Genomic DNA, 24,459 nt, shown 5'->3' with positions numbered 1-24,459 from the left:
ATGTGTTTTGTTCAGTTTCCCCGGATGCTGGTCCTGACACCCTGGGTGGCCACGATTTTGTCCTCTTCAAGCATTATAAGGGCCCTGGGGGTGTCTACCCTCATGCCCCGGCCCGTAAAGGAAACATTGTCTTCCAGCAGGACATGTCCCTCGCCTTCCTTGTATGTAGCCTTTTCTGAAGTGGTGTAAAGGCCCCCTGAACGGGCCTTTACGTCGGGCCACATATAAAGGGTTCCGCTGTCCTGGTCTATTCTGCCCCGGGCAGCCCTGATTTCAACAGGTTCGCCGTTTTTCTCTCCGAAATAGGTCATGACAGGTTCCTGCAGAAGGTAGATGTTCTCCTTGCGCATGAAGCCTGCCTGTTTTGCGTCAAGCTCCCAGATTTTTTTGTCCCGGCCGCTTTGAACCAGGGTCAGATCCCTGATGTTTAAATCAACTTCCAGGTCCTGGTCAAAGTCAACTTGTCTCGGCCCCGGGGTTTCGCGCCAGAAAATGCTCAGCAGGAAAAACATGAGCATAACCGTAAGGATTATGGGAAAGGCTTTCTTAAGCATGTTTCTGGACCCATTTGCGCCACTCCTGTTCCAGCCTTCCCTGGGCCTGCAGGATAAAACGCACGGCCTGACGCACTGCTCCGTGGCCGCCTCTTTGTGTACTGGTCCAGGCGGCCAGCTTCCTGATTTCCGGCTGGGCATTGGCCACAGCCATGGGAAGTCCTACGCACTGCATAGGACCTGCGTCCACCCAGTCATCACCGAGGTAGGCCATTTGCGAAAACAACAGGTTTTTTTCCCGGGAAAGCTGCCTGATGAAGGGCATTTTATGGGTTGATCCTGAAAAATAATCATTTATTCCAAGTTCTTTGACTCTTGTTTCCACCGCGCCGGAATTGAGCCCGGTTATCACAGCCACCTCCAGTCCGGCGGCCATGGCCAGCTTAAGCCCCAGCCCGTCCTGGACATTGAACCTTTTTATTATCCGTCCATCGGGGTCGTAGTAAAGACCACCGTCGGTAAGCACCCCGTCGGCGTCCAGGACAAGAAGTTTTACTTTTTGCGCGGCTTGAGCCGGATGGTTATGCATGCAGGGCGTCTCTTATCTTCAAAAGGTTTTGCAGCAGAGAAAAGGTTTCATCTATAGGCCAGGAGTTGGGCCCGTCGCAAAGGGCCATTTCCGGACGGGGGTGAACCTCCATGAATATGCCGTGAGCCCCTGCAGCCACTCCGGCCCGGGCCAGGACCGGGACAAACTCGCGCTGACCTCCGGAGGCGGTCTTGAGGCCTCCGGGAAGCTGCACCGAGTGCGTTGCGTCCAGGATGACCGGAAATCCAAGCCCGGACATGATGGCAATGGACTTGAAGTCCACTACCAGGTTGTTGTAGCCGAAAGTTGTGCCCCTCTCAGTGAGCCATATGCCGGGGTTCCTGGAGGCGGCTTTGTCCACCACCCCGGCCATGTCCCAGGGGGCCATGAACTGGCCTTTCTTGATGTTTACGATTTTTCCCGTGGCAGCAGCGGCCAGGATGAGATCGGTCTGCCGGCAAAGAAGGGCGGGGATCTGGATCACGTCGGCGACCCCGGCCGCTTCATCCGCCTGCTGCGGGGCGTGTATATCCGTAATAACGGGCAGGCCTGTGCGTTTTTTTATCTCCTGCAGCCACTCAAGGCCTTTCTCCATGCCCGGACCCCGGAACCCGTCAAGGGAGCTGCGGTTGGCCTTGTCAAAGGAGCTTTTAAAGACGATGTTCACATCCAGGCTGGCGGCCATACCGGCCAGGCTCTCTGCCGTCTGCAGGGCCATGTCCCTGCTTTCCAGCACGCACGGGCCCAGGATGAAAAACAGGTCTTTTCTGCTTGATTCAAAGAGATCTTTCATAGCATCAGGAGTGTTGGTCATTCAAGGTTCTTTATCAAGTGATTTTTCCCCGGAAGCCTTATCCGGATTTTTTTCTTCAGGGAGTGCATACTGCCCGGCGGCGCGGATAAATTCCCTGAACAGGGGATGGGCCCGCATGGGGTTTGATTTGAATTCCGGGTGAAACTGACAGCCAAGGAACCATGGATGGTCCTTGAGCTCAACGATCTCCACCAGTTTTTCATCAGGTGAAAGACCACTGAGGATGAGGCCATGGGACTTGAAATCCGGGGCGAATTTCATGTTGAATTCGTATCTGTGCCTGTGTCTTTCCGATACCTCGGAGGTGTTGTAGGCCTGCATGGCCTTAGTGCCAGTCTTGAGAACGCAGGGGTATGCGCCCAGGCGCATGGTGCCCCCTTTGTGACTGCCGGTATCGCGTTTCTGGGTGGTACGGTTTCTAAAGTCAAACCACTCGGTCATTAGATAGATTACCGGGTAAGGTGTATCCGGGTTGAATTCCTGGGAGTCGGCCCCTTCCAGCTGGAGTACGTTTCTGGCGTATTCAATGACCGCGCACTGCATGCCCAGGCAGATCCCGAAAAAGGGGATGTTGTTTTCCCGGGCATACCTGATGGCCAAAATTTTGCCCTCTATGCCCCGGGTCCCGAAGCCTCCGGGGACCAGAACCCCGTGAACCCCCTGCATCTGCCGGGCAAGGCTTTCTTGAGACAGGTCATCTGAATTTATGTACCTGGGTATGACCCTGGTTTCATTTTCCAGGCCGGCGTGAATCAATGCCTCATGCAGGCTTTTATAGGATTCCCTGAGGTCTACGTACTTGCCTACTATGGCTATATGCAGTTCGCTTTTGTAGTGGTTCAGGCGATATACCAGGTTTTCCCAGGCCTGCAGGCCGGGGTTTTTGGCCGGAAGCTTGAGCAGGATGGCCACTTTCTGGTCCAGTCCTTCATCGTAGAGCATGAGCGGAACTTCGTATATGCTCTGAACGTCCCGGGCAGTGAAAACCGCATCCGGATCCACATTGCAGAAAAGGGCGATCTTGGATTTTATATCCTGTTCCAGGTCAACTTCACAGCGGCACAGGATGATATCCGCCTGGATGCCGATGCTTCGAAGCTCCTTGACGCTGTGCTGGGTGGGCTTGGTTTTGATTTCCCCTGCGGCCTTGATGTAGGGTACAAGAGTCAGGTGTATGTACAGGACGTTTTCCTTGCCCAGGTCTCCTCTCAGCTGCCGGATGGCCTCCAGGAAGGGAAGGCTTTCAATGTCTCCCACAGTTCCACCGATTTCGATGATGGCCACGTCTTCGTCATCGGTGGCTACACTCAAAATGGCGTTTTTTATTTCGTCGGTCACGTGGGGGATAACCTGGACGGTGCCGCCCAGATAATCACCACGGCGTTCCTTGGTTATCACTGAATGATAGATGGAGCCTGAGGTGAAGTTGTTCAACTGGCTCATGGGCTGATCCAGGTAGCGCTCGTAATGTCCCAGGTCCAGATCGGTCTCGGCCCCGTCTTCAGTGACGTAAACCTCTCCGTGCTGAAAAGGATTCATGGTCCCGGGATCGACATTTATATAGGGATCCAGCTTCTGCAGGGTCACCTTGAGCCCCCGGGCCTTGAGCAGGGCGGCAATGGAGGCTGCTGCCAGTCCTTTGCCCAGGGAGGAGAGAACTCCGCCGGTAATGAAAATAAACTTGGTCTTCATGAAAACACCTTGAGATTTGAAGTTTGTGCTGCACCCGATATTAATACAGGGATGTTTTGACCCTGAATTCATCCTGTATATCCCATGCAGGTTCTGTTGCCAAGTCCTGTTATTATCGTCCTGCCAGGTGTTTTATGAACATGTTCAGGGATTGATTGACATATAAGACTGTTGAGGATATTTTGGCGTAAATTTGTATTTAAAAAAGGAGGTCCAAATTGAACAGCTTAATTTTCGGTCCAAACGGAAGCGGAAAAGGTGCACAGGGTTCTCTGGTCAAAAACAAGTATAATCTTGCCCACATCGAGTCGGGAGCCATCTTCAGAGAACATATCAAGCAGGGTACAGAACTCGGGCAGAAGGCCAAAGAGTACATAGACAAGGGGGAGCTGGTCCCTGATGAGATCACTGTTCCCATGGTCCTGGAGACACTCAAGAAGGAAGGCCAGGGAGGATGGCTCCTGGACGGCTTCCCGCGCAATCCCGCCCAGGCCAAGATGCTGTGGGACGCCCTGCAGAAAGAGGGCATGAAGCTCAATTATGTCATAGAGGTTCAGCTCTCCAGGGATGCGGCCAAAAAGAGAATCATGGGCCGCAGGCTGTGTGCCAATGATCCCAACCATCCCAATAACATTTACGTGGAAGCCATCATGCCCGACGGCGACAAGTGCCGCATCTGCGGAGGAGAGCTCAAGGCCAGGTCCGATGACCAGGACGAGGAAGCCATCGATAAACGTCACGATATTTATTACGATACCGAGAACGGGACCCTGGCTGCAGCCTATTTCTTCAAAGACCTGGCAGCCAAGGAAGGCTTCAAGTACATTGAACTGGACGGAAGCGGCAGTATAGAAGAGGTCAAGGACGCACTGCAGAAGCAGCTTGATTAGACTTACTCTAGATATCCTGTCATAAAAAACAATAACCACGCTAAGAAGCGTGGCAGGCCTTAGACAGGATTAACAGGATGACAGGATAAGCAATCAGCGGCCGGAAGCCGCAGATTGCATTAACCATCCAGCACTCACTTTCTTCCGGCACTCATGAATGCAGGAAAAAAGTGAGTGCTGGAGTGATAACCTTTTGGCCTGGCTTCCGGCCAGGACAAAATGATTTTTTTCTTTATCCATCTCTTAATCCTGTTAATCCTGTCAAATAGCTCTTTTCTTTATTGGGTTGCGGGCAAAGCCCGCCTTAGTTTGTTACAGTTACAGATGTATTGGGCAGAACATGTTTATTGGATGCTAAAATCTGAAATATTTTTTTAAAGGCGGAAGCCGGTACCGGCTTCCGCCTTAGATTGCCCTTGTAAGGACAATGGAGAACCTATGGAATTAAATATTGTCGCCCCGGAACAGGAACTGCCCCTTGAACGGGCCTATGTGGTCAATATGAGCATCAAATCCTTCAAGGGCCGTAAAAACGTGGAGGTTCACCTCTTTCGCGGCCACTGGGACCCTGAGGAACTGCAGTCTTATGACTGGACCAAAATACTGGGCAAATCCCTGCAGGAGATGGAGGACGGTGAAAAGGATGCAGTCCGGGCCATTATGGAAGCCTTTACCCGCAGGGAGCGCGACCATCTGGTTCAGTACCTGCAGAACAGGTATGCCGGACGCCTTACAGTCATAAACAGTGCTGCCCTGCCTTTTCCTGTTCCGTCGGGAGTTGTTCCCCTGGCCGACATGCCAGAAGATGAAAACATGGGGCGTATCCGTCTGGATAAGGTTCCCAATTATTCCCTGGATTTTGCAGTGCACGGATTTTACGACCTAAGCGCCCACCCTCCCATTCTCCGGGATGAAGAACCCTGAGGGGTTACACGAAAAGTCCCACTTTTCGGTCCTGTCCCGGGTTTGGTTTTTCCCCTTTCCCAGTTCTTCCAGAAAAAAGGCCCTGGATACCTCCTGTGCCCCGAAACGAAGCATGTGCCTTGTTGTCTGCTGGCAATCCATGAGCAGGTATCCTTTATTCTGCATGATTCTGCAGAGGTATACCAGTGCTGTCTTGGATGCATCCGGCACCCTGTAGAACATGGATTCCCCGAAAAAAATGCTGCCCAGGGCCAGGCCGTAAATTCCTCCGGCCAGCTGTCCTCTATGCCAGGCTTCCACTGAATGGGCAATGCCCATGTGGTGCAGGCGGATATAGGCGCTGATCATCTCCGGCACCAGCCAGGTACCGTGACCACCGGCTCTTTTGATTCCGGCACAGTATTCTATCACTTTTTCAAAGGCCTGGTCCGCGGTTATGGTGAATTTTCCGGAGTTGAGCACCCGGCGCAGGCTTCTTGGTATGTGCAGGCTGCCGGGAAAGAGAACAAGCCTGGGGTCAGGAGACCACCACAAAATGGGAGAGCCCGGGCCGTACCAGGGGAAAATACCCCGGCTGTAAGCCGCGATAAGGCGCTCAGGCGTGAGATCCCCGCCCACGGCCAGCAGCCCGTCTGGGCCGGCCTGACCGGGGTGCGGGAATTCAAGGTTCCTGGAGAGGAAGGTAATGGTCACTTAAACTTTAACTGGTCATTTTTTTTGTCGTGCTCCACCTTGACCACGGACTTTTTGTTATTCTGCCCGAACAAAAGCTTTTCCGCCAGGGGATCCTTGATCTGCTCCTGAATCAGCCTGGCCAGGGGCCTGGCCCCGAAAGTGGGATCATAGCCTTTTTCAGCCAGCCATTCCCTGGCCGGCGCAGACAGCTGGACCTGGACCTTCTTGCCCTTGAGCTGCTGATTGAGCTCCCGGATGCTTTTGTCCACAACCTGCTGCATCACTTCCTTGCTCAGAGCGTTGAAGGGGATTATTGCATCAAGGCGGTTGCGGAATTCAGGGCTGAACATGTTTTCCACAGCCTTGACCCCCTTGGCGGTAAGGTCCTCCTGATTCTCCTGCCCGAAGCCGATGCTGGGGGAACTCATTTCCCTGGCCCCGGCATTGGAGGTCATAAGAAGGGTCACATGGCGAAAGTCGGCCTTTCGTCCGCTGTTGTCGGTGAGGGTGGCGTAATCCATTATCTGCAGCAGGATGTTGAACATGTCCGGGTGAGCCTTTTCGATCTCGTCCAGAAGAAGAATGCTGTAAGGATTCTTGCGGATTGATTCCGTTAGCAGGCCGCCCTGGTCAAAGCCCACGTATCCTGGAGGAGCTCCGATGAGTCTGGCCACGGCGTGTTTTTCCATGTATTCGCTCATGTCGAAACGGATGAAGCTCACGCCCATGACCTGGGCCATCTGCCTGGAAAGCTCGGTCTTGCCCACTCCGGTGGGGCCTATGAGCAGGAAGTTGCCAATGGTTTTGTTTTCCTCGCGAAGGCCCGCCCGAGAGCGTTTTACAGCCCTGGTCAGGGCCTGTATGGCCTTGTCCTGGCCGAAGATGGCGTCCTGCAGGTGCTGGTCCAGGCTGAAAAGTTTTTCCTTGTCAGAAGAGGAAATCTGCCTGGAGGGGATCTTGGCCATTCTGGAGACCACCTGTTCAATATCCTTGGGTGAAATCTGCTTCTTGGTCTTGCCGGATCCGGAGAGGACAAAGATGGACCCTGCCTCGTCCAGGACATCAATGGCCTTATCCGGAAGATAGCGGTCGTTGATGTAGCGTGCAGAAAGATCCACTGCCGCCTTCAGGGCAGAGGGCATGTATTTTACGTGGTGGAATTCCTCGTAGTAGGGCTGCAGCCCCTTGAGTATTTCCAGGCTTTCGCTGGTGCTTGGTTCGGGCAGTTCTATCTTCTGAAATCTGCGGGACAGGGCCTTGTCTTTTTCAAAATGGTTCTTGAATTCTTCATAGGTGGTGGAGCCGATACAGCGGATTTCACCCGAGGCAAGCACAGGCTTGAGGATGTTGGAGGCGTCCATGGAGCCACCGCTGGTGGCCCCGGCCCCGACTATTGTATGAATCTCGTCGATGAAAAGTATGGCCCCGGGGATCTCTTTTATTTCCTTGATTACTCCCTTGAGCCTGTTTTCAAAGTCTCCCCTGAACTTGGTTCCGGCCAGAAGCGCGCCCATGTCCAGGGCGAAAATCCTGGTATCGAAAAAAGGTTCGGGAACTTTTTTCTGTGATATCTGCAGGGCCAGTCCTTCGGCCATGGCTGTTTTGCCCACCCCTGCATCGCCGACAAATATGGGGTTGTTTTTCCTGCGCCGCAAAAGCACCTGGATGACCCTTTTGAGCTCTTCCTCTCTGCCCACAAGAGGGTCGATGAGCTTTTTGCCGGCCTTTTCCACCAGGTCCTGGGTGTACTGGGCCAGAGCGCTTTTTTCGTTTTTTTCCTTGGGCTTGCATCCGGAACAGGCCGATCCCGGACGGTCCTTTTCCATGCCGTGGGAGATGTACTCCAGAATATCCAGGCGGCTCAAGCCCTGGGACTGCAGATAGTAGACAGCAAAGGCCTCTTCTTCTTCAAACATTGCCGCCAGCAGGTCCCCGGCCTGGATCATATTCTTGCCCGAGGACTGTATCTGGGACAGGGCCTTGTGCATGACCCTCTGCACCCCGATGGTCTGGACCACTTCGCGGTCGCCGCTTGGAGGCATTACCTCCATATGATCGGTGAAAAACCTTTCCAGCTGATTTTTGAGCTTAAACAGGTCTGCGCCACAGTCCGAAAGGACCTCTTTGCCCTTGTCATCCATGAGATAGGCGTAGAGTATATGTTCCAGAGTCAGGTACTCGTGGTGGCGGACCTTGACTTCCCGTATGGCCCTGGCGATTATTCTTTCCAATTCTTTACTTAGCATTTAAACCTCTTCCATTGTGCATTTAAGGGGGTAACCTTTTTTCCTGGCCATGCTGGTGACCATGGCCACCTTGGTTTCTGCGACCTCCCCGGTATAGATACCGCATACACCTGTGCCGTTCTTGTGTACACTCAGCATTATATGCATTGCTTCGGATTCCGTCTTGTGAAAGACTTTCTGCAGCACATGAACTACGAATTCCATGGTGGTATAATCGTCATTGTGCAGCAGAACCTTATAGCGCTGCGGTTCCTTTATTTCTTCCTCAGACACTGTCCCCGGGCTGGGCAGAGTCCCTGTAAGTTCTTTACTCATAACGATTTAGCGTAATGTTTTTTGTTTAAAAGTCAATAATCCGGAGGTTTGCCGATTGTGAGAACTAATACCACAAAGCATGACTGGAATCAATATGTAACATGCTCCAGACAAAGCCCCCGGGCCGGGGCGGTTGCAGGGGCCAGGGCCCTGTCCCGGCCCTGGATAATGGACTTTAGTTCAGCCTGGGATAGTTTTTTTCTTCCAACCTGGACCAGGGCGGAGACAATATTTCTGGCCATCTGTTTCAAAAAACCGTCGGCCTGAATCCAGACCACTGTTTCCTGGGGAGTAAACCCGGGTGCCAGGAGGATGTTCCGGACGGTCCTTATGGTATCCGTAATTTCGGTGCCCTTGTTCATAAAGCAGTTGAAATCATGGCTCCCTGTCAGGCAGGTGGTGGCTTCCTGCATTGCTTCCAGGTCGAGGGGGCCTGTGTTCCAGACAAAGTTTCTACGCTGGGGATAAAAAAAGGCTCCCTGGGTCCACAGGGTGTAGGAATACTGCTTGGCCCGGGCCGAAAAACGGGCGTGGAACTTTCTGTCTGTCCGGGCAAAGTCAAGTACGCGAATGCCTGGGGGTAAAACGGCATTCAAGGCCCTGTTCCAGGGAACATTGAGAAATTTTGGCGGTGGATCGAAGTGGGCAACCTGCCCCAGGGCATGCACTCCGGCATCGGTGCGTCCGGAACCGTGCACGCGTATACTTGCGGAACAAATTCGGGACAGGGCCTTTTCAAGCTCCCCCTGGATGGTAAGGCCGTCTTTCTGGATCTGCCAGCCGTTATATCCGGTGCCGTCGTAGGCAAGAGTAAGTCTTACACGCATATCCATCTATACCTGCCGGTTATTCCTGCCGGGATGCGCAGGTACTCAAGGCGTCTGCAGAAGCCACATCTGCACTGAGCCGGCAATCTGCTCCCTGCTTCAGGTCCCGGCTTTGCATGGATTTTTTGATGCTGTTTATGGTAGTGGTTTTGTCTCTGGACCATTCCGGGGTAAGAAGCTCGTCCCCGGAAGGATCCCCGGTAAGCCGGTGCACCACAATGTCCGGTCTCAGTCTGGACAGGGCCGCCACGGCCCAGTTTACGTACTCTTCCCGGGACAGGGGAGTGAAAAGCCCCTGTCTCCACCATCCGGCCAGGGGGGTGTTTTTGCAGACGTAGATGTTATGCACTTTGATCCCCTGGACCGGAAGCAGGTTTATAAAATCTACAGTTTCCAGGAAATCCTCCAGGTTTTCCCCGGGCAGACCTGCTATGACATGAGCGCACACTTTCAGGCCCTCTCTGTGGGCCATGCGGCAGGCATGGGCAAAATCATCAGGCGTGTGTCCCCGGTTTATGCGCTTTAGGGTCTCAGGCCTGGAGCTTTGAAGACCCATTTCCAGCCAGGTCTCTTTTGCCTGGAATCCGGCCAGGATACGCATCTTTTCCTGATCCAGGCAGTCCGGCCTGGTGCCTGTGCACAGAACTTCCAGGCCCGGGAGAGAGGCAAGCTCTTTGAGGCAGTTTTTTATTCTAAAGGCAGGGCCGTAGGTATTGCTGAAAGATTGCAGGTAAGCAGCAAATAACGCTTCCGGATGCCTGGACAGATATTTTGTGCGCCAGTATTGGTACTGCTGCTCAAGGCTCATGCCTGAGGAGTATAGTCCGGTTCCGGATCCTGCCGGATTGCAGAATATACAGCCTTTGTCAGAGATGGTGCCGTCCCTGTTGGGACAGTCAAAACCAGCATCCAGGGGGATTTTTTGAACCCGGGTGTTGAACTTTTTTCTCCAGTGGCTGGATAGAGTATTGTAGATATCCATATAAAAAACGCAGCCCTGCCGTATTGCCTGTTGGTTCTACTTCTGATAATATTTTTAGATTGGGTCATTAATTATACAGACAGACGGCCTACCGGGGAAAGACCCGCTCTTTATCCGGGCGTCGCAGTGCTGTACGCATAAACCCTACATTAAGCATATTCAAGCCCCGGGTCAATTCAGGGGCTGGATCCGCACCTGACTCTGGCCTTGCCATCAACCTTAATTCCCGGATGCCTGTTCAATTATCGGCACCGGGCAAATACTCGAGCGGAGAAAAGTAATGACGAGAATTCTGGACCGACTGTTCGGAGCTGTGTCCAACGACCTGGCCATCGACCTGGGGACCGCCAACACCTGCGTGTATGTAAAGGGCAAGGGTATTGTCCTGCGGGAACCATCTGTGGTAGCGGTCAAAAGAGACTTGCGGGGCAACAACAAGGTGCTGGCCGTGGGGGAAGAAGCCAAGAAGATGCTCGGGCGTACTCCGGGCAACATTACAGCCATCCGTCCCATGAAGGACGGAGTAATAGCCGACTTTGAAGTCACGGAAGCCATGCTCAGGCATTTTATAACCAAGGTGCACAACAGCAGGCGACTGGTGAGACCGCGTATAATCATCTGCGTGCCAACGGGCATCACTCAGGTGGAAAAAAGGGCGGTCAAGGAATCCGCGCAGAGTGCCGGAGCCAGGGAAGTCTATCTCATTGAGGAGCCCATGGCTGCAGCCATCGGGGCCAACCTGCCCATAACCGAGCCCACTTCCAACATGGTTGTGGATATCGGCGGAGGCACCACCGAGGTTGCGGTGATCTCCCTGTCCGGAATAGTCTACAGCAGGTCTGTCCGGGTGGGCGGCGACAAAATGGACGACTCCATCAAGCATCACGTCAAGCGCAAGTACAATATGCTCATCGGAGAGAGCAACGCGGAAATCATAAAAAACACAATAGCCTCGGCCTATCCCCTGGATGACGAACAGCAGATGGTGGTCAAGGGCCGGGACCTGGTTTCGGGGATACCCCAGAATATCACCATAACCTCCGAAGAGGTGCGCAAGGCCATCTCGGAACAGGTGGAAAGCATTGTCCAGGCGGTAAGAATCGCCCTGGAACAGACACCGCCGGAACTGGCCTCGGATATCGTGGACCGCGGCATAGTCCTTACCGGGGGCGGGGCCCTGCTCAAGGGCCTGGACAGGCTGCTCATGGATGAGACATCCCTGCCCATTACGGTGATAGAAGATCCACTGTCCACAGTGGCTGTTGGATCCGGCAAAGTTCTGGATAATCTTGATGTACTCAAGGAGGTTACCATAGATTAGCCTGGAAATTACTGCCAAAAAAATTATCGGCCTGTTCTTTGTCTGTGTTGCACTGTACCTGGGTCTTTATACCTGGAATGCCCGCACTGAAGTCCTGGATCGCCTGGGGGCCTATACAGGCCTGGAATTCGTGGGCTGGGTGCTCAAACCCGGAGTCCGGGTCCATTCCATGGCCCAGGATTTCTGGGAGCGCTATGTATATCTGGTGGACGTGCACCAGGAGAACAGGGAGCTTCGCCGTGAACTGGACAGTCTCAAGCTGGAGCTGGCTGCCAAGTCTGAAAAGGCTGCTTTCGCCGAGAGGCTTGAAGACCTTCTGGAGTTTACTTCACCACCGGGCTGGAGCAGCAGCGGGCTGCGGGTCGTGGCCCACAATTACGGCCCCTTGGGTGTTCTGGAATCCATTATCGTGGACAAGGGACGGCTGCAGGGGATAAGCTCCAACATGCCTGTGGTGGCTCCGGAAGGTGTTCTTGGAAGGACCTATAAAACCGGTCTCAACTTTTCAACCGTGCTGCTGCTTTCAGACCCCAACAGCCGCATACCTGTGGTCAGCTCAAGGTCCAGGACCCCGGGCATAATCGCCGGACAGGGCCAGAACAAGCCTCTGGCGGTTCAGTATGTGCATTTGAATGCTCCGCTGCAGGAGGGGGAGTACTTAGTAACTTCCGGTACAGCCGGTATTTACCCCAAGGGCCTGCCGGTGGCCAGGGTGAGCAGGGTGGAGCGTTCCGAAATCCGCCTGTTTCAGCTGGTGGAGGCTGAAAAGCTGGTGTCGGCGATGGACAGGGAAGAGGTCATGGTTCTGGACAATATAACCAAGTTAAGGACTGATTACCTGGATTTCGACGGTATTATCCGGGACTTTTCAGGGGAGGATATGCTGCTGGACGAGCGGGGCGGATATGATTTTTAACAAGGGTTTTTGAAGCAGGGGAACTTTTCTGTTCAAACATACAGCATTCTGGATTTTTTTCACCATCGTCGGGATCTGGGGGCAGTTTTTCCTGCCCGGCACGGACTTCTTCTCTCCTGGACTGGTGGTGCTTCTGCAGTTCGGATTTATAAATACAGCCTTCTGGCTGGGGTGCTTATGGATGCTCCTGCTGGAAGGGACCGGTAACCTGGCCTTCGGGACCGTAATCCTTTATTATGCAGGTCTGATCATGACGTATTCTCTGGCCAGCATGTTTTTTGAGGCCAGAAATGTTTTGTTCATGGCTTTTTTATTCCTGTTTCTTGCTGTTTTTAAAAAAGGCCTTGTCTTAGTCATGGCCGGCATGCAGGATCTTGGTCAGCCGGTGCACATGGATGCGGAGTCAGTACTTGTTCAGTTCGCTGTGCATTTTATCCTCTGGATGTTAATATATAATCTTTTTAATAAGTACATAATGCATGAGCTTGTTCGAAGAAAAAAGCCTGCTGCGTGAAAAGCTGGGATACAATTTTCTTCTGTTCCTGGTGGTCGCTCTGTTCTGTGTTTTTGCGGTGCGTTTGTGGTACCTGCAGGTTTACAAGGCGGACTACTTTTTTGAAAAGGCCCAGGACAATGTGCAGCGCAGGCAGCTGGTCTATGCCCCCAGGGGGCTTTTTCAGGACCGCGATGGCAGACTGCTGGCGGTGAACGAGCCTTCATACAGCCTGGCCCTGGTCCGGGAGGACACACCGGACATAGACCGGACTCTGAAGCAGATAAGCAGGTGGACCAACATCCCTCTGGAGCAGATCAGGGCCGAGTTTGAAAGGGGCAGGGACATGGTCAGGTCTTTTGAAAAGCAGGTCCTGGTATCCAACCTTTCCTATGAGCTTTTGACCAGGGTGGAGACCGAGGTGCCTTACTGGCCGGGGGTGAAAATCATGGTGCAGCCCAGGAGGAAATACCCGCAGGGTGAAGTTCTGTCCCATGTGCTGGGTTACGTGGCCCAGGCCAGCGAGGAGGAGCTCAAAAGGGACCCCGGTCTGCGACTGGGGGACAATGTGGGCAAGCACGGCCTTGAACTGACCATGGAGCAGACTCTGCGGGGGACCAAAGGGCTCAAGCAGCAGGAGGTGGATGCTGCGGGCAGGGTCCTGCGGGAACAGGTGCTTCAATACCCGGAATCAGGTCAGAACGTGCAATTGAGCATAGATCTTGACCTGCAAAAGCACATTTATTCCCAGATGCAGGGTAAGAGCGGAGCTGTGGTGGTCCTTGATGCCGATACCGGGCAGGTCAGGGCCCTGGTAAGCACCCCGGGTTATGACAACAACAAGTTCGTTTTCGGCATATCCCATGCTGACTGGAGGGATCTTATCGAAGATCCGCACAGGCCCCTGCGCAACAGGACCATCCAGAACGCTTATCCCCCGGGTTCCGTATTCAAGCCTGTCATGGCCGCCCTGGGCCTGGAAGAGGGGTTTGATCCGGAAGAGGAGATTTTCTGCAGGGCCCGTTACAGGCTGGGTAACCGGGTTTTCAGGTGCTGGCATCATCATGGAGATGTGGATATGAGCAAGGCCTTAGTCCAGTCCTGCGATACTTATTTTTACAAACTGGCCCGCAAGCTGGGTGTGGACAAGATGAGCCCCTTTGCAAAAAAAAGCGGGCTGGGAAAGCCCACCGGGATCAATCTTCCCCACGAAAGGGCCGGTATCATACCGGACAGGGACTGGAAGCTCAGAAATGTAGGCGAGGCCTGGAGAGGCGGGGACAATCTGAACATGGTCATTGGGCAGGGTTTTGTGCAGACCACTCCACTTCAGATGGCGGTTTTTACCGCGGCACTAACCAATGGAGGTACGCTTTACAGGCCAAGCCTTCTACTGGAGGAAAAGAAGCTGGACCCCCAACCCTTGCCGTGGCAGGAAGAAACTCTGGATTTTATTTACCAGGCCATGGTGGATACCGTGGAAAAGGAACGCGGTACAGCCAGACGGCTCCGGACCAGGGATGTGGAGGTGGGGGGCAAGACCGGTACGGCTCAGGTGGTCAGGCTGATGCCTGAACATGAAGATGACGAACTCGAGGCGGTTGACTACTGGTTCAGGCATCACGGCTGGATGATCAGTACTGCCAGAAAGGGAGATGAGAATTACGCAGTGGCCACCCTGGTTGAGCACGGCGGATCCGGTTCCGGTGCAGCCGGCCCGGTGGTCAAGTCCATCTATGACTATCTCTTCAGTTCCGAGAAGGCAGCACAAGAGGACCTTCCATGATCGACAGACAGCTGGTTCTGCATATAAACTGGTATATACTGGCTATGGTGGCTTTGCTTTTCGCCGCCGGGGTTCTCAATCTCTATTCCGCCAGCGCCTTCAGAATGGGCGAGGGAACAACCCTGAACAATTTCTACAGCAGACAGCTTGTATGGGGAGGGGCGGGCTTTCTGGCCATGCTTGTGGTCATGTCCTTCGACTACAGGCACCTCAAGGTCATGTCCTGGTATATTTACGCAGTATCATTGATTCTGCTGGCCTGTGTTTTTTTCTGGGGGGTCTCCATTTACGGTGCCCAGAGGTGGCTGCACCTGGGCTTTGTCAGCTTTCAGCCCAGTGAACTGGTGAAACTCGGTGCCCTGATCCTCACTGCCCATATCCTGTCCAGGGATGAACATCCCCTACAACTCAAGGATCTGCTCAAGGTACTTATCATTATCATCATACCGGTAATAATGGTGGCCAGGCAGCCGGACCTGGGCTCGGCCCTGGTCATACTTTTCCTTCTGGCCGGCATTGTTGTTTATCAGGGCATAGACAGGAAGCTGGTCAAGGCTCTTCTGGTGCTCCTGCCCATGATCGCCCCCCTGTTCTGGTTCATGCTGCACGATTACCAGAAAACCAGACTGCTCAGTTTTTTGAATCCCGCCCAGGATCCTCTGGGCTCGGGCTATCATGTCATTCAGTCCCAGATTGCTGTCGGCTCAGGCGGGTTCTGGGGCAAGGGCTTCATGGAAGGGACCCAGAGCCAGCTCAGGTTTTTGCCTGAAAAACACACAGATTTTGCTTTTTCGGTTTTCAGCGAGGAATGGGGCTTTCTCGGGGCCCTGATACTTCTTCTGGTTTTCTGTGTGTTTTTATACCAGGTGCTGTCAACCTCTCAGCAGGCCAAGGACAGGTTCGGCTCTCTTCTGTGTGTCGGAGTGTTTTTTTATTTTTTTCTGCAGATAATGGTCAATATGGGAATGGTGCTGGGAATGCTGCCGGTGGTGGGCATACCCATGCCCTTTATAAGCTACGGGGGTACCTCGGCCCTGGTTAATTTTATCATGGTGGGACTGGTGCTCAATGTTTCCATGCGTCGCTACATGTTTAAGAGCTGAAAACTATGCTGGGTATTTTCAAATTCAAGGGTAAAGGAGTAAAGATGGGTAAGGACGAAATAAATGCTTTTATGGGGGCCGGCACTGCATACAAGGGCAAGCTGGCGTTCAAGGGTACGGTCAGGGTGGACGGGGAGTTCGAGGGTGAGATAGATTCCGAGGGCACGCTCATTGTTGGTCAGGATGCCGTGGTCAAGGGAACCGTAAGGGTCGGGCAGCTGGTGCTCAGCGGTGCCCTGGAAGGGGACGTCAAGGCCCTGACAAAGGTTACCCTTTACAAACAGGCCAATATCAACGGGACCATCCATACTCCTTCCCTCATGGTTGAAGAAGGGGCGGTGATAAGAGGGGAGATAAATATGAACGGTTCTGATGAAAAAGGTCAGAAGCCGGAGGGGAAAAAGAGGAGGGTGTTTGAGAACAGGGGCATGGGTTAAGGTTTGGGGGCAGAAATCAAGAGTTATGGATCATGCAAAGGAGCTTAAGTCTAAGGACTCAAGTGCTGGATAAAGACAGACGGCACAATGTGAAAATATTCGCGAATCAGGTAAATTTTATTTAGATGTTTTTTTCTTTTTTGCCGGGCAACAGCCTTGATTCCTTGAAAATAACTGATCAGAGCAGGTTTTTCCGGAAACAGGAAAAGTGGAAAAAGCCTTTGACACAAGTTTGCAAATTGGCTAAAGCCAAATAGAAATTTTACAGGCAAAGCCAGCTTTGAACCAAAATTCACATTCTCCGGAGGGCGTATGATTGATTTAGACATCACCTTTTTTATTCAATTGGTCAATTTTTTCATTGTCCTGTTGCTGCTGAACCTGATCCTGTACAAGCCGATAAGGGGCATGCTCCGCAAGCGTGCAGAGATCATGAACCAGAAGGTCGAGGATGTCGAAAGCTTCAATTCACGGGCGGATGAGAAGCTCAAGACGTATGAAAAGGAGCTGGAAATGGCGCGCCTGAAGGCACAGGAGCTCAGGCAGGAGAAAAAGAATGAGGGTCTGGATACGGAAAAGCAGATTGTGCAGGCAGCCTCGGATGAGGCCTCATCTATCCTGCAGTCTGCCAGGGAGAAGGCCAGGAAGGAGAAGGAGAGCGCACTGACGGCGCTTAAGAAACAGGTGGATAAATTTGCAGGACATGCCGCAGACAGAATTCTGGGCAAGGCCTAAATTGAAAAAAGGGGGGCTTACGCGGTGAACACAAAGACAAAATTGCTTATTCTGGGGGCAGTACTGCTGGCGGCTGCTCTGTTCAATCTGGCAGATCCCCTGACCCTTCCCGATGATGCCAGGGATCAGATCTGGAGAGTGATAAACTTTATCATCTTTTTGACCATCATTTATTATGCCGGGGGCAAAAAGCTTTTCGAATTTTTCCCCAGCCGCAGCAACGAAATCGAAACCGAAATCAAGGACCTGGAAACAAGACGCCAGGAGGCTGAAAAGAAGCTTCAGGATGTGGAAAAAAGTATTTCTAACCTGGAGCAGGAACGGGCCCAGATACTGGAACAGGCCAAAACCCAGGGGGAAACCCTCAAGCAGCAGATAGTGGCCAAGGCCGAGAGCCAGGCCGAGCAGATCAAGGAACAGGCCAAGGTTTCCGCTCAGCAGGAAGCCAAGCTGGCCCTGCAGGAAATCCGCGCTGAACTGGCCGAAAAAGTGGTGGAATCCACCGAGGCCATGATCAAGAAAAAGTTGAAGGCCGAGGATCACAAGGCTCTTATTAACGACAGCTTAACAAGGGTGGTGCTAAATTGATAGGTAATATTGTAGCCAGGAGATACGCCCGCGCCCTTTTCGCCCTGGGCCAGAAGCAGGGAGACAAGGAGCTCAAGGCTTACGGTGACGATTTGGCCAGTATTGCGGATGTTCTCGAGGGCTCACCCGAGCTTTTCAGGATTTTCCGCAATCCGGTAATCAGCGTGTCTGAAAAAAAAGGCATTCTAACCAAGGTGCTGGGCAAGCTCAAACCCAGCAAGACAATTTCCAATTTTTGCCACCTGCTTGCAGACAAGGGCAGGCTGGATCACCTTACTGAGATTCAGGTCTATTACGCCAAGCTTCTGGATGATTACCAGGGTGTCCTGCGCGGAGAAATTGTGACGGCCATCAAGCTGGCGGACAATCTCAAGCAGGATATCGTGGGCAAACTTGAAAAACAGTCCGGTCAGCAGGTTACCCTGGACTACAAGGTAGATCCGGAAATCGTTGGGGGACTGGTGCTTAAGGTCGGGGACAAGGTGTTGGATGCCAGCATAAAGGCTCAACTGCAAATTTTGAAAGAAAACATCAAAAGGGGTGAATAGGGCTATGCAAATAAAAGCAGAAGAAATCAGCCAGATCATCGAAGGCCAGATCAAGAATTACGAAAAGCGTGTGGAAATGAGCGAAACCGGCGTGGTTCTGTCCGTTGGAGACGGCATTGCCCGTGTCTACGGCGTAGAAAACGCCATGGCCATGGAGCTTCTGGAGTTTCCGGGCGGTGTTATGGGCATGGTCCTGAACCTCGAGGAAGACAGTGTTGGTTGTGCCCTGCTGGGTGAGGACACGCACATCAAGGAAGGGGACATGGTCAAAAGGACAGGCCGCATCGTGCAGGTGCCTGTAGGGGATGCTGTTCAGGGCAGGGTAATAGACCCCCTGGGCAACCCTCTGGACGGACTGGGACCCATTGAGGCCAAGGAACACAGGCTGGTGGAGGTCAAGGCCCCGGGCATCGTTCCCAGAAAATCAGTGCATGAGCCCATGAACACCGGGCTCAAGGCCATTGACGCCATGACTCCCATCGGACGCGGCCAGCGCGAGCTTATCATTGGTGACCGGCAGGTGGGCAAGACAGCCATCTGCATAGACTCGATTCTGGCTCAGAGGGAAACAGATGTGCACTGCATCTACGTGGCCATAGGGCAGAAAAAATCCACCGTGGCCCAGGTTGTGGATACCCTGCGCAAGTACGGGGCCCTGGACTTTACCACTGTTATTTCAGCTACGGCCTCGGATCCGGCCTCCATGCAGTTCATTGCTGCATACGCCGGCTGCACCATGGGCGAATATTTCCGGGACAAAGGCCAGCATGCTCTGATCATGTATGACGACCTCTCCAAACAGGCCGTGGCCTATCGTCAGATGTCCCTGCTTCTGAGGCGCCCGCCTGGACGCGAAGCCTTTCCCGGAGACGTTTTCTACCTGCACTCCAGGCTCCTGGAAAGGGCAGCCAAGATGAGCGACGAGCACGGCGCAGGATCCCTGACAGCCCTGCCCATCATCGAGACTCAGGCCGGCGACGTTTCCGCCTACATTCCCACTAACGTTATTTCCATTACCGACGGCCAGGTCTACTTAGAACCGAGCCTTTTCTATGCCGGTGTCAGGCCGGCCATCAACGTCGGTCTTTCAGTATCCCGGGTGGGTGGTGCGGCCCAGATCAAGGCAGTCAAAAAAGTGGCCGGAACCCTGCGCCTGGACCTGGCCCAGTACAGGGAACTGGCTGCATTTGCCCAGTTCGGCTCCGATCTGGACAAGGCCACACAGAAGCGCCTGACCCGCGGTGAGAGACTTGTGGAACTTCTCAAACAGCCCCAGTATCAGCCCATGTCCTCTGAAGAACAGGTCATATCCCTTTTCAGCGGAACCAAGGGATATCTGGACGACCTGGCAGTGGAAGACGTAAGCAAGTTTGAATCCGAGGTGCTGGAGTATTTCAGAAGCCAGAAGCCGGAAATCCTCAAGGAAATAAAGGACACTGGAGACCTGAGCAGCGATCTGGAGAACAGAATCACCGCTGCCATGGACGAGTTCAAAAAGACCTTCAAGGCTTAACGGGAGAAATACATGGCATCATTCAGGGAAATACAAAGGAAAATCGGCGCGGTCAAAAAGACCAAGCAGATTACCAAGGCCATGAACATGGTGGCCTCGGCCAAGCTGCGCGGGGCGCAGCAGCGCATTGAGCGCTTCCGCCCATACGCCGAGAAGTACTACGAGATCCTGTCCGATCTCTCCTCCAGGGTGGATTCCAGCATCCATCCTCTTCTGGAAAAGAGGGAGGAGATCAATAACGTAGGTATTATCGTTGTCACTTCAGACAAGGGTCTTTGCGGCAGCTTCAATGCTAATCTCTGCCAGATGGGTGCCCGCCTGGCCAGGGAAAAAAAAGACCAGGGCCAGCAGGTAAAGTTTCTCTGTGTAGGCAAAAAGGGAAGGGATTTTTTCCGCAAGCGTGGCTACGAGCTTCTGGAAGCCTACCCCGAGGTCATGAATAACTTTGATTTTCAGCTGGCCAATGACATTGGAACCAGGGTCATCAACAGTTACCTGGAAAAAGACCTGGATGAAGTGCACCTGATTTTTGGAGAGTTTCACTCCATGGTCAAACAGGTGCCCACGGCATCCCAGGTGCTTCCGGTGGTTCAGGCTGAAGTTGCAGAGGCGGAAGGGCCGCAGAGCGAATATCTGTTTGAGCCTTCTGTGGAGGGTCTGCTGGCCGAGATTCTGCCCAGGTATATTAAGGTCCAGGTTTACCGGGGCCTTCTGGATACATCCTGCAGCGAGCACGCAGCCAGGATGACAGCTATGGACAACGCCACCAAGAACTGCGATGAGATGGTGGATCAACTAACTTTGGCCTACAACAAGGCCAGGCAGGCGGCCATTACCACGGAACTGATGGATATAGTCGGCGGTGCCGAAGCATTGAAACAAGGATAATCAGGGGGCAATAAAAAATGAGTGAACAGAATGTCGGAAAAGTTGTACAGGTCATCGGACCCGTCGTTGACCTGGAGTTCCCGGAGGGCAAACTGCCCAACATCATGAATGCTATTTACATCACCAATCCCACCATATCCGACGAGAAAGACAACCTGGTGGTTGAGGTGGCTCAACATATGGGCAACAATGTGGTCCGCTGCATATCCATGGACGCAACAGACGGCCTGGTCCGGGGTATGGAAGGCAAGGATACCGGTGATCCCATCAGGGTACCGGTGGGCAAACCCACCCTGGGCCGCATTCTAAACGTTGTCGGCCGCCCGGTGGACGAACAGGGCCCGGTCAAGGCCGACAAATATTATCCCATTCACAGGCCTGCTCCTTCATTCGTCGAGCAGAGCACCAGCATTGAGATCCTGGAAACCGGGGTCAAGGTCATCGACCTGATGATCCCCTTTCCCAAGGGCGGTAAAATGGGAATGTTCGGCGGCGCAGGAGTGGGCAAGACAGTTGTGCTCATGGAAATGATCAACAACATCGCCAAAAACCACGGCGGTATTTCCGTTTTCGCCGGGGTCGGGGAAAGAACCCGTGAAGGCAACGACCTGTACCACGAAATGATTGACGCCGGGGTTATCGACAAGGCCGCTCTTATTTACGGTCAGATGAACGAACCTCCGGGAGCCCGGGCCAGAGTCGGGCTGACCGCGCTGACTGCCGCGGAATACTACCGTGACGAGGAAAACCAGGATGTTCTTCTGTTCATCGACAATATATTCCGTTTTACCCAGGCCGGTACCGAGGTTTCGGCACTTCTGGGACGCATGCCCTCTGCTGTGGGTTATCAGCCCACCCTGGCCACAGACCTGGGTGCCCTGCAGGAACGTATCACCTCCACGGACAAGGGTTCCATCACCTCGGTTCAGGCCATTTATGTGCCTGCAGACGACCTGACTGACCCGTCTCCGGCCACTACCTTTGCCCACCTGGACGGGACCATTGTTCTCTCCAGGCCAATTGCTGAGCTGGGTATTTATCCCGCTGTGGATCCTCTGGACTCTACTTCCAGGGTGCTTGATCCCAACGTTATCAGCCAGGAGCATTACAGCGTGGCCCGTGAGGTGCAGATGATCCTGCAGAAATACAAGGACCTGCAGGATATCATCGCCATTCTGGGTATGGATGAACTGTCCGACGAGGACAAAATCACTGTGTCCAGGGCCAGGAAGATGCAGCGTTTTCTGTCTCAGCCCTTTCATGTTGCTGAGCAGTTTACAGGCAAGGCCGGACGCTACGTCAAGATCGAGGACACCATTAAGGGCTTCAGGGAAATCATCGACGGCAAGCACGACGACATTCCTGAAAACGCATTCTACATGGTCGGAACCATTGACGAAGCCCTGGAAAAGGCCAAAGAGGTCTAGTCTGACAGGACTTGAGAATTAAAAATCCGGCGGCTGAAAGCTCAAAATGCTTGACCCACCAGGCAGGTGCTTTCTCCGCCGTGCAAGTTAAGGCTGTCAATCCCGGCTCAATCACAGTGGCGACCGGGCAACAGGACTTTTACAACAGTCTGCTGGATACAAGGTGGAAATATGGCTAATCTGATAAGATTGGAGATCGTCACGCCGGACAGGAATCTGCTCAGCGAGGACGTGGAATATGTCGGCGCTCCAGGCGTCAGCGGTGAATTCGGGGTCTTACACAATCACACCCCCTTCCTGACCGCTTTAAGTATTGGGAGCCTTTTTTACAAGAAAGAGGGCCGCAAGTACTTTGTGTTTGTCTCAGGAGGATTTACAGAAGTAACGCCGACAAAGGTGTCCATCCTGGCTGAAGTTGCTGAAAAAGCCGATGAGATAAGCATTGAAAGGGCCCGAAAAGCCAAAGAAAGGGCTGAACAGCGTCTGCAGCAGGAAAAGGAGCAGATCGATTACGCCCGGGCCAAGGCTGCAATGGCCAGGGCCATGCACAGACTCAGATGCAGGGATGACGCTGTGAGCGCCGGCACCTGCAGCATGTAATGAATCTCTAAGAAAAATATTCTAAACCCCGCACCTGTTTTTTCTGTTTTGTTCCAGAAAATCCTCAACAGTGGATATTGTATCCATTGAAACAGAAGGGTCTTCAGGCGTAAGCAGATAAAATAGGTGCGGGGTTTTTTTGTCTGGACATGCAAAGAGGCTTGCTTTAAAATCAGCCTTAAAAAATAGCAGCAATTTTACGCAAAAATTACCACCGGGTCCGTAATTATGATTTTTGATGAAGAGAAAGGACTACCACTATCTCCTGAGGCAGGCGTGCTTGTTCTGGCCGCTGGCAAGGGAACACGCATGCATTCACCTCTGCCCAAGGTCCTTCAAAAGCTTCTGGACAAGCCCATGCTGTGGTATCTTTTAACCACTCTGGGCACATGCTTTTCTTCCAGGCCCATGGTTGTCACCGGTCATGGCAGCGACCTGGTGCAAGAGGCCTGCACTGAATTTGAAGTGGATTGTATTTTCCAGAAACAGCAGCTGGGTACCGGTCATGCCCTGCAGGTGGCCTGGGATCATATCAAAAAGACCGGGGTTGACTGGCTGGTGGTGCTCAACGGTGATACTCCGCTAATAAGTCGCCAGCAGATTCACAGTCTTTTGAACAGTGTCCGCAGCAATGATGCTGATATAGGCCTGATGAGTCTTGAGCTTGATGATCCGGGCGGTTATGGACGGGTTCTACGCTCTGCTGAGGGCAGTGTCGAAGCAATAGTCGAAGCAGGGGACTTTGACCCCCGGGTACACGGTCCGGATGTTTCTGAAGTAAACTCAGGGCTTTATGCATTTAAAACCTCTTCCCTAAAGGGTATTCTTTTTGAGCTGGATGCGGACAACATACAGGGTGAGCTTTATCTTACACAGCTTATCTCACTGGCCAGGCAGGCCGGCATGAAGATCGAGGCCGTGAATGCCGGCAGGTGCCCGGGGCTTCTGGGGGTCAATAATCCCGGGGAACTGATTCAGCAGGAGGAGAATGTCCGCTCCTGCATAGTAAACCGGTTCATGGGACAGGGGGTTTTTATAAGGTCCCCACAGACTGTACGAATTGGTCCGGAAGTCTGTATTGAACCGGGAGCCCGGATCACCGGTCCGGTGGAGATTTACGGCAAAAGCAGGGTCTCTTCGCTCAGCAGCATCTCTGCAAATTGTTACATTGAGGACAGTTTTATAGATGGAGGGCAAGTTTTTTGCTTTTCACATATAGTAGAATCTGTTATAGATACCGATACGAAAGTTGGTCCTTATGCCCGGCTGAGACCGGGAACCAGAATGAGCAAGGGGTCCAGGGCCGGCAATTTCGTGGAAATTAAGAATTCAACAGTGGGTGCCGGCAGCAAGGTAAATCACCTGTCTTATATCGGGGACACCGCAATGGGGCAGGAGGTCAACGTCGGAGCGGGCACCATCACCTGCAATTATGACGGGCGGGCCAAACACAGAACCGTTATCGAGGACAAAGTGTTCATAGGCAGCAACACAGCTCTGGTGGCCCCAGTGGTGCTGCAACAGAAGAGCATGATTGCTGCAGGGTCCACAATAACCAGGGATGTGCCCGTTGAGAGCCTGGGCATAGGCAGGTCCAGGCAGAAAAACCTTGAAGGCAAAAGCCCTTTGAAAAAATTTAAAAATAACGATTAAGCG

General features: G+C 53.1%; 25 protein-coding genes. 16 read left to right on the top strand and 9 right to left on the bottom strand.

Features of this window, described 5'->3' with window-relative positions; genetic code table 11:
- Window positions 1–11: 11 nt before the first annotated feature.
- The 4 genes from lptC to pyrG are packed head-to-tail and all read right to left on the bottom strand — an operon-like array spanning window position 12 to window position 3,589.
- Window positions 12–554 (bottom strand): LPS export ABC transporter periplasmic protein LptC, encoded by a 543-nt coding sequence (lptC, locus tag DTHIO_RS14255; RefSeq protein WP_008870966.1) that lies wholly within the window; start codon window positions 552–554, stop codon window positions 12–14.
- A complete protein-coding gene (locus tag DTHIO_RS14250) occupies window positions 547–1,083 on the bottom strand; it encodes a KdsC family phosphatase (RefSeq protein WP_008870965.1) in 537 nt (178 codons plus the stop codon). The genes lptC and DTHIO_RS14250 overlap by 8 nt, the downstream gene beginning before the upstream one ends.
- Complete coding sequence (kdsA, locus tag DTHIO_RS14245; RefSeq protein ID WP_008870964.1) at window positions 1,076–1,897, bottom strand: 3-deoxy-8-phosphooctulonate synthase; 822 nt, start codon at window positions 1,895–1,897, stop codon at window positions 1,076–1,078. Before kdsA ends, DTHIO_RS14250 begins: the two co-directional genes overlap by 8 nt.
- Window positions 1,898–3,589, bottom strand: a complete 1,692-nt coding sequence (pyrG, locus tag DTHIO_RS14240) for a CTP synthase (protein WP_008870963.1) — start codon at window positions 3,587–3,589, stop codon at window positions 1,898–1,900.
- Between the two features lie 218 nt (window positions 3,590–3,807).
- On the opposite strand from pyrG, the gene DTHIO_RS14235 reads away from it, so the two are divergent.
- Together DTHIO_RS14235 and DTHIO_RS14230 are read left to right on the top strand one after the other, a co-directional pair.
- The gene (locus tag DTHIO_RS14235; RefSeq protein ID WP_008870962.1) at window positions 3,808–4,479 is read left to right on the top strand and encodes an adenylate kinase; all 672 of its coding nucleotides are present in this window, start codon (window positions 3,808–3,810) and stop codon (window positions 4,477–4,479) included.
- Window positions 4,480–4,917: 438 nt separating this feature from the next.
- Window positions 4,918–5,403 (top strand): hypothetical protein, encoded by a 486-nt coding sequence (locus DTHIO_RS14230; RefSeq protein ID WP_008870961.1) that lies wholly within the window; start codon window positions 4,918–4,920, stop codon window positions 5,401–5,403.
- On the opposite strand, the gene aat is transcribed toward DTHIO_RS14230, so the two are convergent.
- From aat to mnmL, 5 genes are all read right to left on the bottom strand, one after another.
- Window positions 5,362–6,096 (bottom strand): leucyl/phenylalanyl-tRNA--protein transferase, encoded by a 735-nt coding sequence (gene aat / locus DTHIO_RS14225; protein ID WP_008870960.1) that lies wholly within the window; start codon window positions 6,094–6,096, stop codon window positions 5,362–5,364. The two genes, DTHIO_RS14230 and aat, sit on opposite strands and share 42 nt — an antisense overlap.
- Window positions 6,093–8,324 (bottom strand): ATP-dependent Clp protease ATP-binding subunit ClpA, encoded by a 2,232-nt coding sequence (gene clpA, locus DTHIO_RS14220; RefSeq protein WP_008870959.1) that lies wholly within the window; start codon window positions 8,322–8,324, stop codon window positions 6,093–6,095. The genes aat and clpA overlap by 4 nt, the downstream gene beginning before the upstream one ends.
- Complete coding sequence (clpS, locus tag DTHIO_RS14215) at window positions 8,325–8,639, bottom strand: ATP-dependent Clp protease adapter ClpS (protein WP_008870958.1); 315 nt, start codon at window positions 8,637–8,639, stop codon at window positions 8,325–8,327.
- Window positions 8,640–8,728: 89 nt separating this feature from the next.
- The gene (gene truA, locus DTHIO_RS14210) at window positions 8,729–9,472 is read right to left on the bottom strand and encodes a tRNA pseudouridine(38-40) synthase TruA (protein WP_008870957.1); all 744 of its coding nucleotides are present in this window, start codon (window positions 9,470–9,472) and stop codon (window positions 8,729–8,731) included.
- Window positions 9,473–9,485: 13 nt separating this feature from the next.
- Window positions 9,486–10,448 carry a tRNA modification radical SAM protein MnmL/YtqA gene (gene mnmL, locus DTHIO_RS14205; RefSeq protein WP_008870956.1) on the bottom strand — a complete coding sequence of 321 codons (963 nt, stop codon included), beginning with the start codon at window positions 10,446–10,448 and terminating at the stop codon, window positions 9,486–9,488.
- Between the two features lie 280 nt (window positions 10,449–10,728).
- Between mnmL and DTHIO_RS14200 the strand changes: the two genes are divergently transcribed.
- The 14 genes from DTHIO_RS14200 to glmU all read left to right on the top strand — a co-directional run bounded on the left by DTHIO_RS14200 (window position 10,729) and on the right by glmU (window position 24,456).
- Complete coding sequence (locus DTHIO_RS14200) at window positions 10,729–11,769, top strand: rod shape-determining protein (RefSeq protein ID WP_008870955.1); 1,041 nt, start codon at window positions 10,729–10,731, stop codon at window positions 11,767–11,769.
- Window positions 11,770–11,908: 139 nt separating this feature from the next.
- Window positions 11,909–12,685 (top strand): rod shape-determining protein MreC, encoded by a 777-nt coding sequence (mreC, locus tag DTHIO_RS14195; RefSeq protein WP_144311542.1) that lies wholly within the window; start codon window positions 11,909–11,911, stop codon window positions 12,683–12,685.
- Between the two features lie 124 nt (window positions 12,686–12,809).
- Window positions 12,810–13,199 carry a hypothetical protein gene (locus tag DTHIO_RS14190; RefSeq protein WP_161598683.1) on the top strand — a complete coding sequence of 130 codons (390 nt, stop codon included), beginning with the start codon at window positions 12,810–12,812 and terminating at the stop codon, window positions 13,197–13,199.
- Window positions 13,165–14,964, top strand: coding sequence for a penicillin-binding protein 2 (gene mrdA, locus DTHIO_RS14185; RefSeq protein WP_008870952.1), 1,800 nt, complete (start codon window positions 13,165–13,167; stop codon window positions 14,962–14,964). The genes DTHIO_RS14190 and mrdA overlap by 35 nt, the downstream gene beginning before the upstream one ends.
- The gene (gene rodA, locus DTHIO_RS14180; protein WP_008870951.1) at window positions 14,961–16,067 is read left to right on the top strand and encodes a rod shape-determining protein RodA; all 1,107 of its coding nucleotides are present in this window, start codon (window positions 14,961–14,963) and stop codon (window positions 16,065–16,067) included. Before mrdA ends, rodA begins: the two co-directional genes overlap by 4 nt.
- Window positions 16,068–16,111: 44 nt before the next feature.
- On the top strand, window positions 16,112–16,504 hold the full coding sequence (locus DTHIO_RS14175; RefSeq protein ID WP_008870950.1) for a bactofilin family protein: 393 nt from the start codon (window positions 16,112–16,114) through the stop codon (window positions 16,502–16,504).
- A 312-nt stretch (window positions 16,505–16,816) separates the two neighbouring features.
- Window positions 16,817–17,239, top strand: a complete 423-nt coding sequence (locus DTHIO_RS14170) for a F0F1 ATP synthase subunit B (protein WP_008870949.1) — start codon at window positions 16,817–16,819, stop codon at window positions 17,237–17,239.
- A gap of 24 nt (window positions 17,240–17,263) precedes the next feature.
- Window positions 17,264–17,827: a F0F1 ATP synthase subunit B gene (locus DTHIO_RS14165; protein ID WP_008870948.1), complete on the top strand. Its 564-nt coding sequence runs from the start codon at window positions 17,264–17,266 to the stop codon at window positions 17,825–17,827.
- The gene (locus tag DTHIO_RS14160) at window positions 17,824–18,375 is read left to right on the top strand and encodes a F0F1 ATP synthase subunit delta (protein WP_008870947.1); all 552 of its coding nucleotides are present in this window, start codon (window positions 17,824–17,826) and stop codon (window positions 18,373–18,375) included. The genes DTHIO_RS14165 and DTHIO_RS14160 overlap by 4 nt, the downstream gene beginning before the upstream one ends.
- Window positions 18,376–18,379: 4 nt before the next feature.
- The gene (gene atpA, locus DTHIO_RS14155) at window positions 18,380–19,888 is read left to right on the top strand and encodes a F0F1 ATP synthase subunit alpha (RefSeq protein WP_008870946.1); all 1,509 of its coding nucleotides are present in this window, start codon (window positions 18,380–18,382) and stop codon (window positions 19,886–19,888) included.
- Window positions 19,889–19,900: 12 nt separating this feature from the next.
- A complete protein-coding gene (locus DTHIO_RS14150) occupies window positions 19,901–20,776 on the top strand; it encodes a F0F1 ATP synthase subunit gamma (protein WP_008870945.1) in 876 nt (291 codons plus the stop codon).
- Window positions 20,777–20,793: 17 nt separating this feature from the next.
- Entirely contained in the window at window positions 20,794–22,203 is a 1,410-nt protein-coding gene (atpD, locus tag DTHIO_RS14145; protein WP_008870944.1) for a F0F1 ATP synthase subunit beta, read from the top strand.
- Between the two features lie 171 nt (window positions 22,204–22,374).
- A complete protein-coding gene (locus tag DTHIO_RS14140) occupies window positions 22,375–22,803 on the top strand; it encodes a F0F1 ATP synthase subunit epsilon (protein ID WP_008870943.1) in 429 nt (142 codons plus the stop codon).
- Window positions 22,804–23,031: 228 nt separating this feature from the next.
- Window positions 23,032–24,456: a bifunctional UDP-N-acetylglucosamine diphosphorylase/glucosamine-1-phosphate N-acetyltransferase GlmU gene (gene glmU, locus DTHIO_RS14135; protein ID WP_008870942.1), complete on the top strand. Its 1,425-nt coding sequence runs from the start codon at window positions 23,032–23,034 to the stop codon at window positions 24,454–24,456.
- Window positions 24,457–24,459: the final 3 nt, after the last annotated feature.

It is taken from the genome of Desulfonatronospira thiodismutans ASO3-1 (assembly GCF_000174435.1).
GTDB lineage: Bacteria > Desulfobacterota > Desulfovibrionia > Desulfovibrionales > Desulfonatronovibrionaceae > Desulfonatronospira > Desulfonatronospira thiodismutans.
This window is presented reverse-complemented; position numbering and strand designations above follow the sequence as displayed.

Excerpts from the sequence above, each read along its gene's own strand:
- mnmL (WP_008870956.1), bottom strand. The coding sequence starts at position 10,448 with ATGGATATCTACAATACTCTATCCAGCCACTGGAGAAAAAAGTTCAAC.
- clpA (WP_008870959.1), bottom strand. The coding sequence starts at position 8,324 with ATGCTAAGTAAAGAATTGGAAAGAATAATCGCCAGGGCCATACGGGAA.
- glmU (WP_008870942.1), top strand. The coding sequence starts at position 23,032 with ATGATTTTTGATGAAGAGAAAGGACTACCACTATCTCCTGAGGCAGGC.
- rodA (WP_008870951.1), top strand. The coding sequence starts at position 14,961 with ATGATCGACAGACAGCTGGTTCTGCATATAAACTGGTATATACTGGCT.
- DTHIO_RS14230 (WP_008870961.1), top strand. The coding sequence starts at position 4,918 with ATGGAATTAAATATTGTCGCCCCGGAACAGGAACTGCCCCTTGAACGG.
- lptC (WP_008870966.1), bottom strand. The coding sequence starts at position 554 with ATGCTTAAGAAAGCCTTTCCCATAATCCTTACGGTTATGCTCATGTTT.
- DTHIO_RS14175 (WP_008870950.1), top strand. The coding sequence starts at position 16,112 with ATGGGTAAGGACGAAATAAATGCTTTTATGGGGGCCGGCACTGCATAC.
- truA (WP_008870957.1), bottom strand. The coding sequence starts at position 9,472 with ATGGATATGCGTGTAAGACTTACTCTTGCCTACGACGGCACCGGATAT.
- DTHIO_RS14170 (WP_008870949.1), top strand. The coding sequence starts at position 16,817 with ATGATTGATTTAGACATCACCTTTTTTATTCAATTGGTCAATTTTTTC.
- atpA (WP_008870946.1), top strand. The coding sequence starts at position 18,380 with ATGCAAATAAAAGCAGAAGAAATCAGCCAGATCATCGAAGGCCAGATC.
- mrdA (WP_008870952.1), top strand. The coding sequence starts at position 13,165 with ATGAGCTTGTTCGAAGAAAAAAGCCTGCTGCGTGAAAAGCTGGGATAC.
- atpD (WP_008870944.1), top strand. The coding sequence starts at position 20,794 with ATGAGTGAACAGAATGTCGGAAAAGTTGTACAGGTCATCGGACCCGTC.
- DTHIO_RS14200 (WP_008870955.1), top strand. The coding sequence starts at position 10,729 with ATGACGAGAATTCTGGACCGACTGTTCGGAGCTGTGTCCAACGACCTG.
- DTHIO_RS14140 (WP_008870943.1), top strand. The coding sequence starts at position 22,375 with ATGGCTAATCTGATAAGATTGGAGATCGTCACGCCGGACAGGAATCTG.
- clpS (WP_008870958.1), bottom strand. The coding sequence starts at position 8,639 with ATGAGTAAAGAACTTACAGGGACTCTGCCCAGCCCGGGGACAGTGTCT.
- kdsA (WP_008870964.1), bottom strand. The coding sequence starts at position 1,897 with ATGACCAACACTCCTGATGCTATGAAAGATCTCTTTGAATCAAGCAGA.
- DTHIO_RS14250 (WP_008870965.1), bottom strand. The coding sequence starts at position 1,083 with ATGCATAACCATCCGGCTCAAGCCGCGCAAAAAGTAAAACTTCTTGTC.
- DTHIO_RS14150 (WP_008870945.1), top strand. The coding sequence starts at position 19,901 with ATGGCATCATTCAGGGAAATACAAAGGAAAATCGGCGCGGTCAAAAAG.
- pyrG (WP_008870963.1), bottom strand. The coding sequence starts at position 3,589 with ATGAAGACCAAGTTTATTTTCATTACCGGCGGAGTTCTCTCCTCCCTG.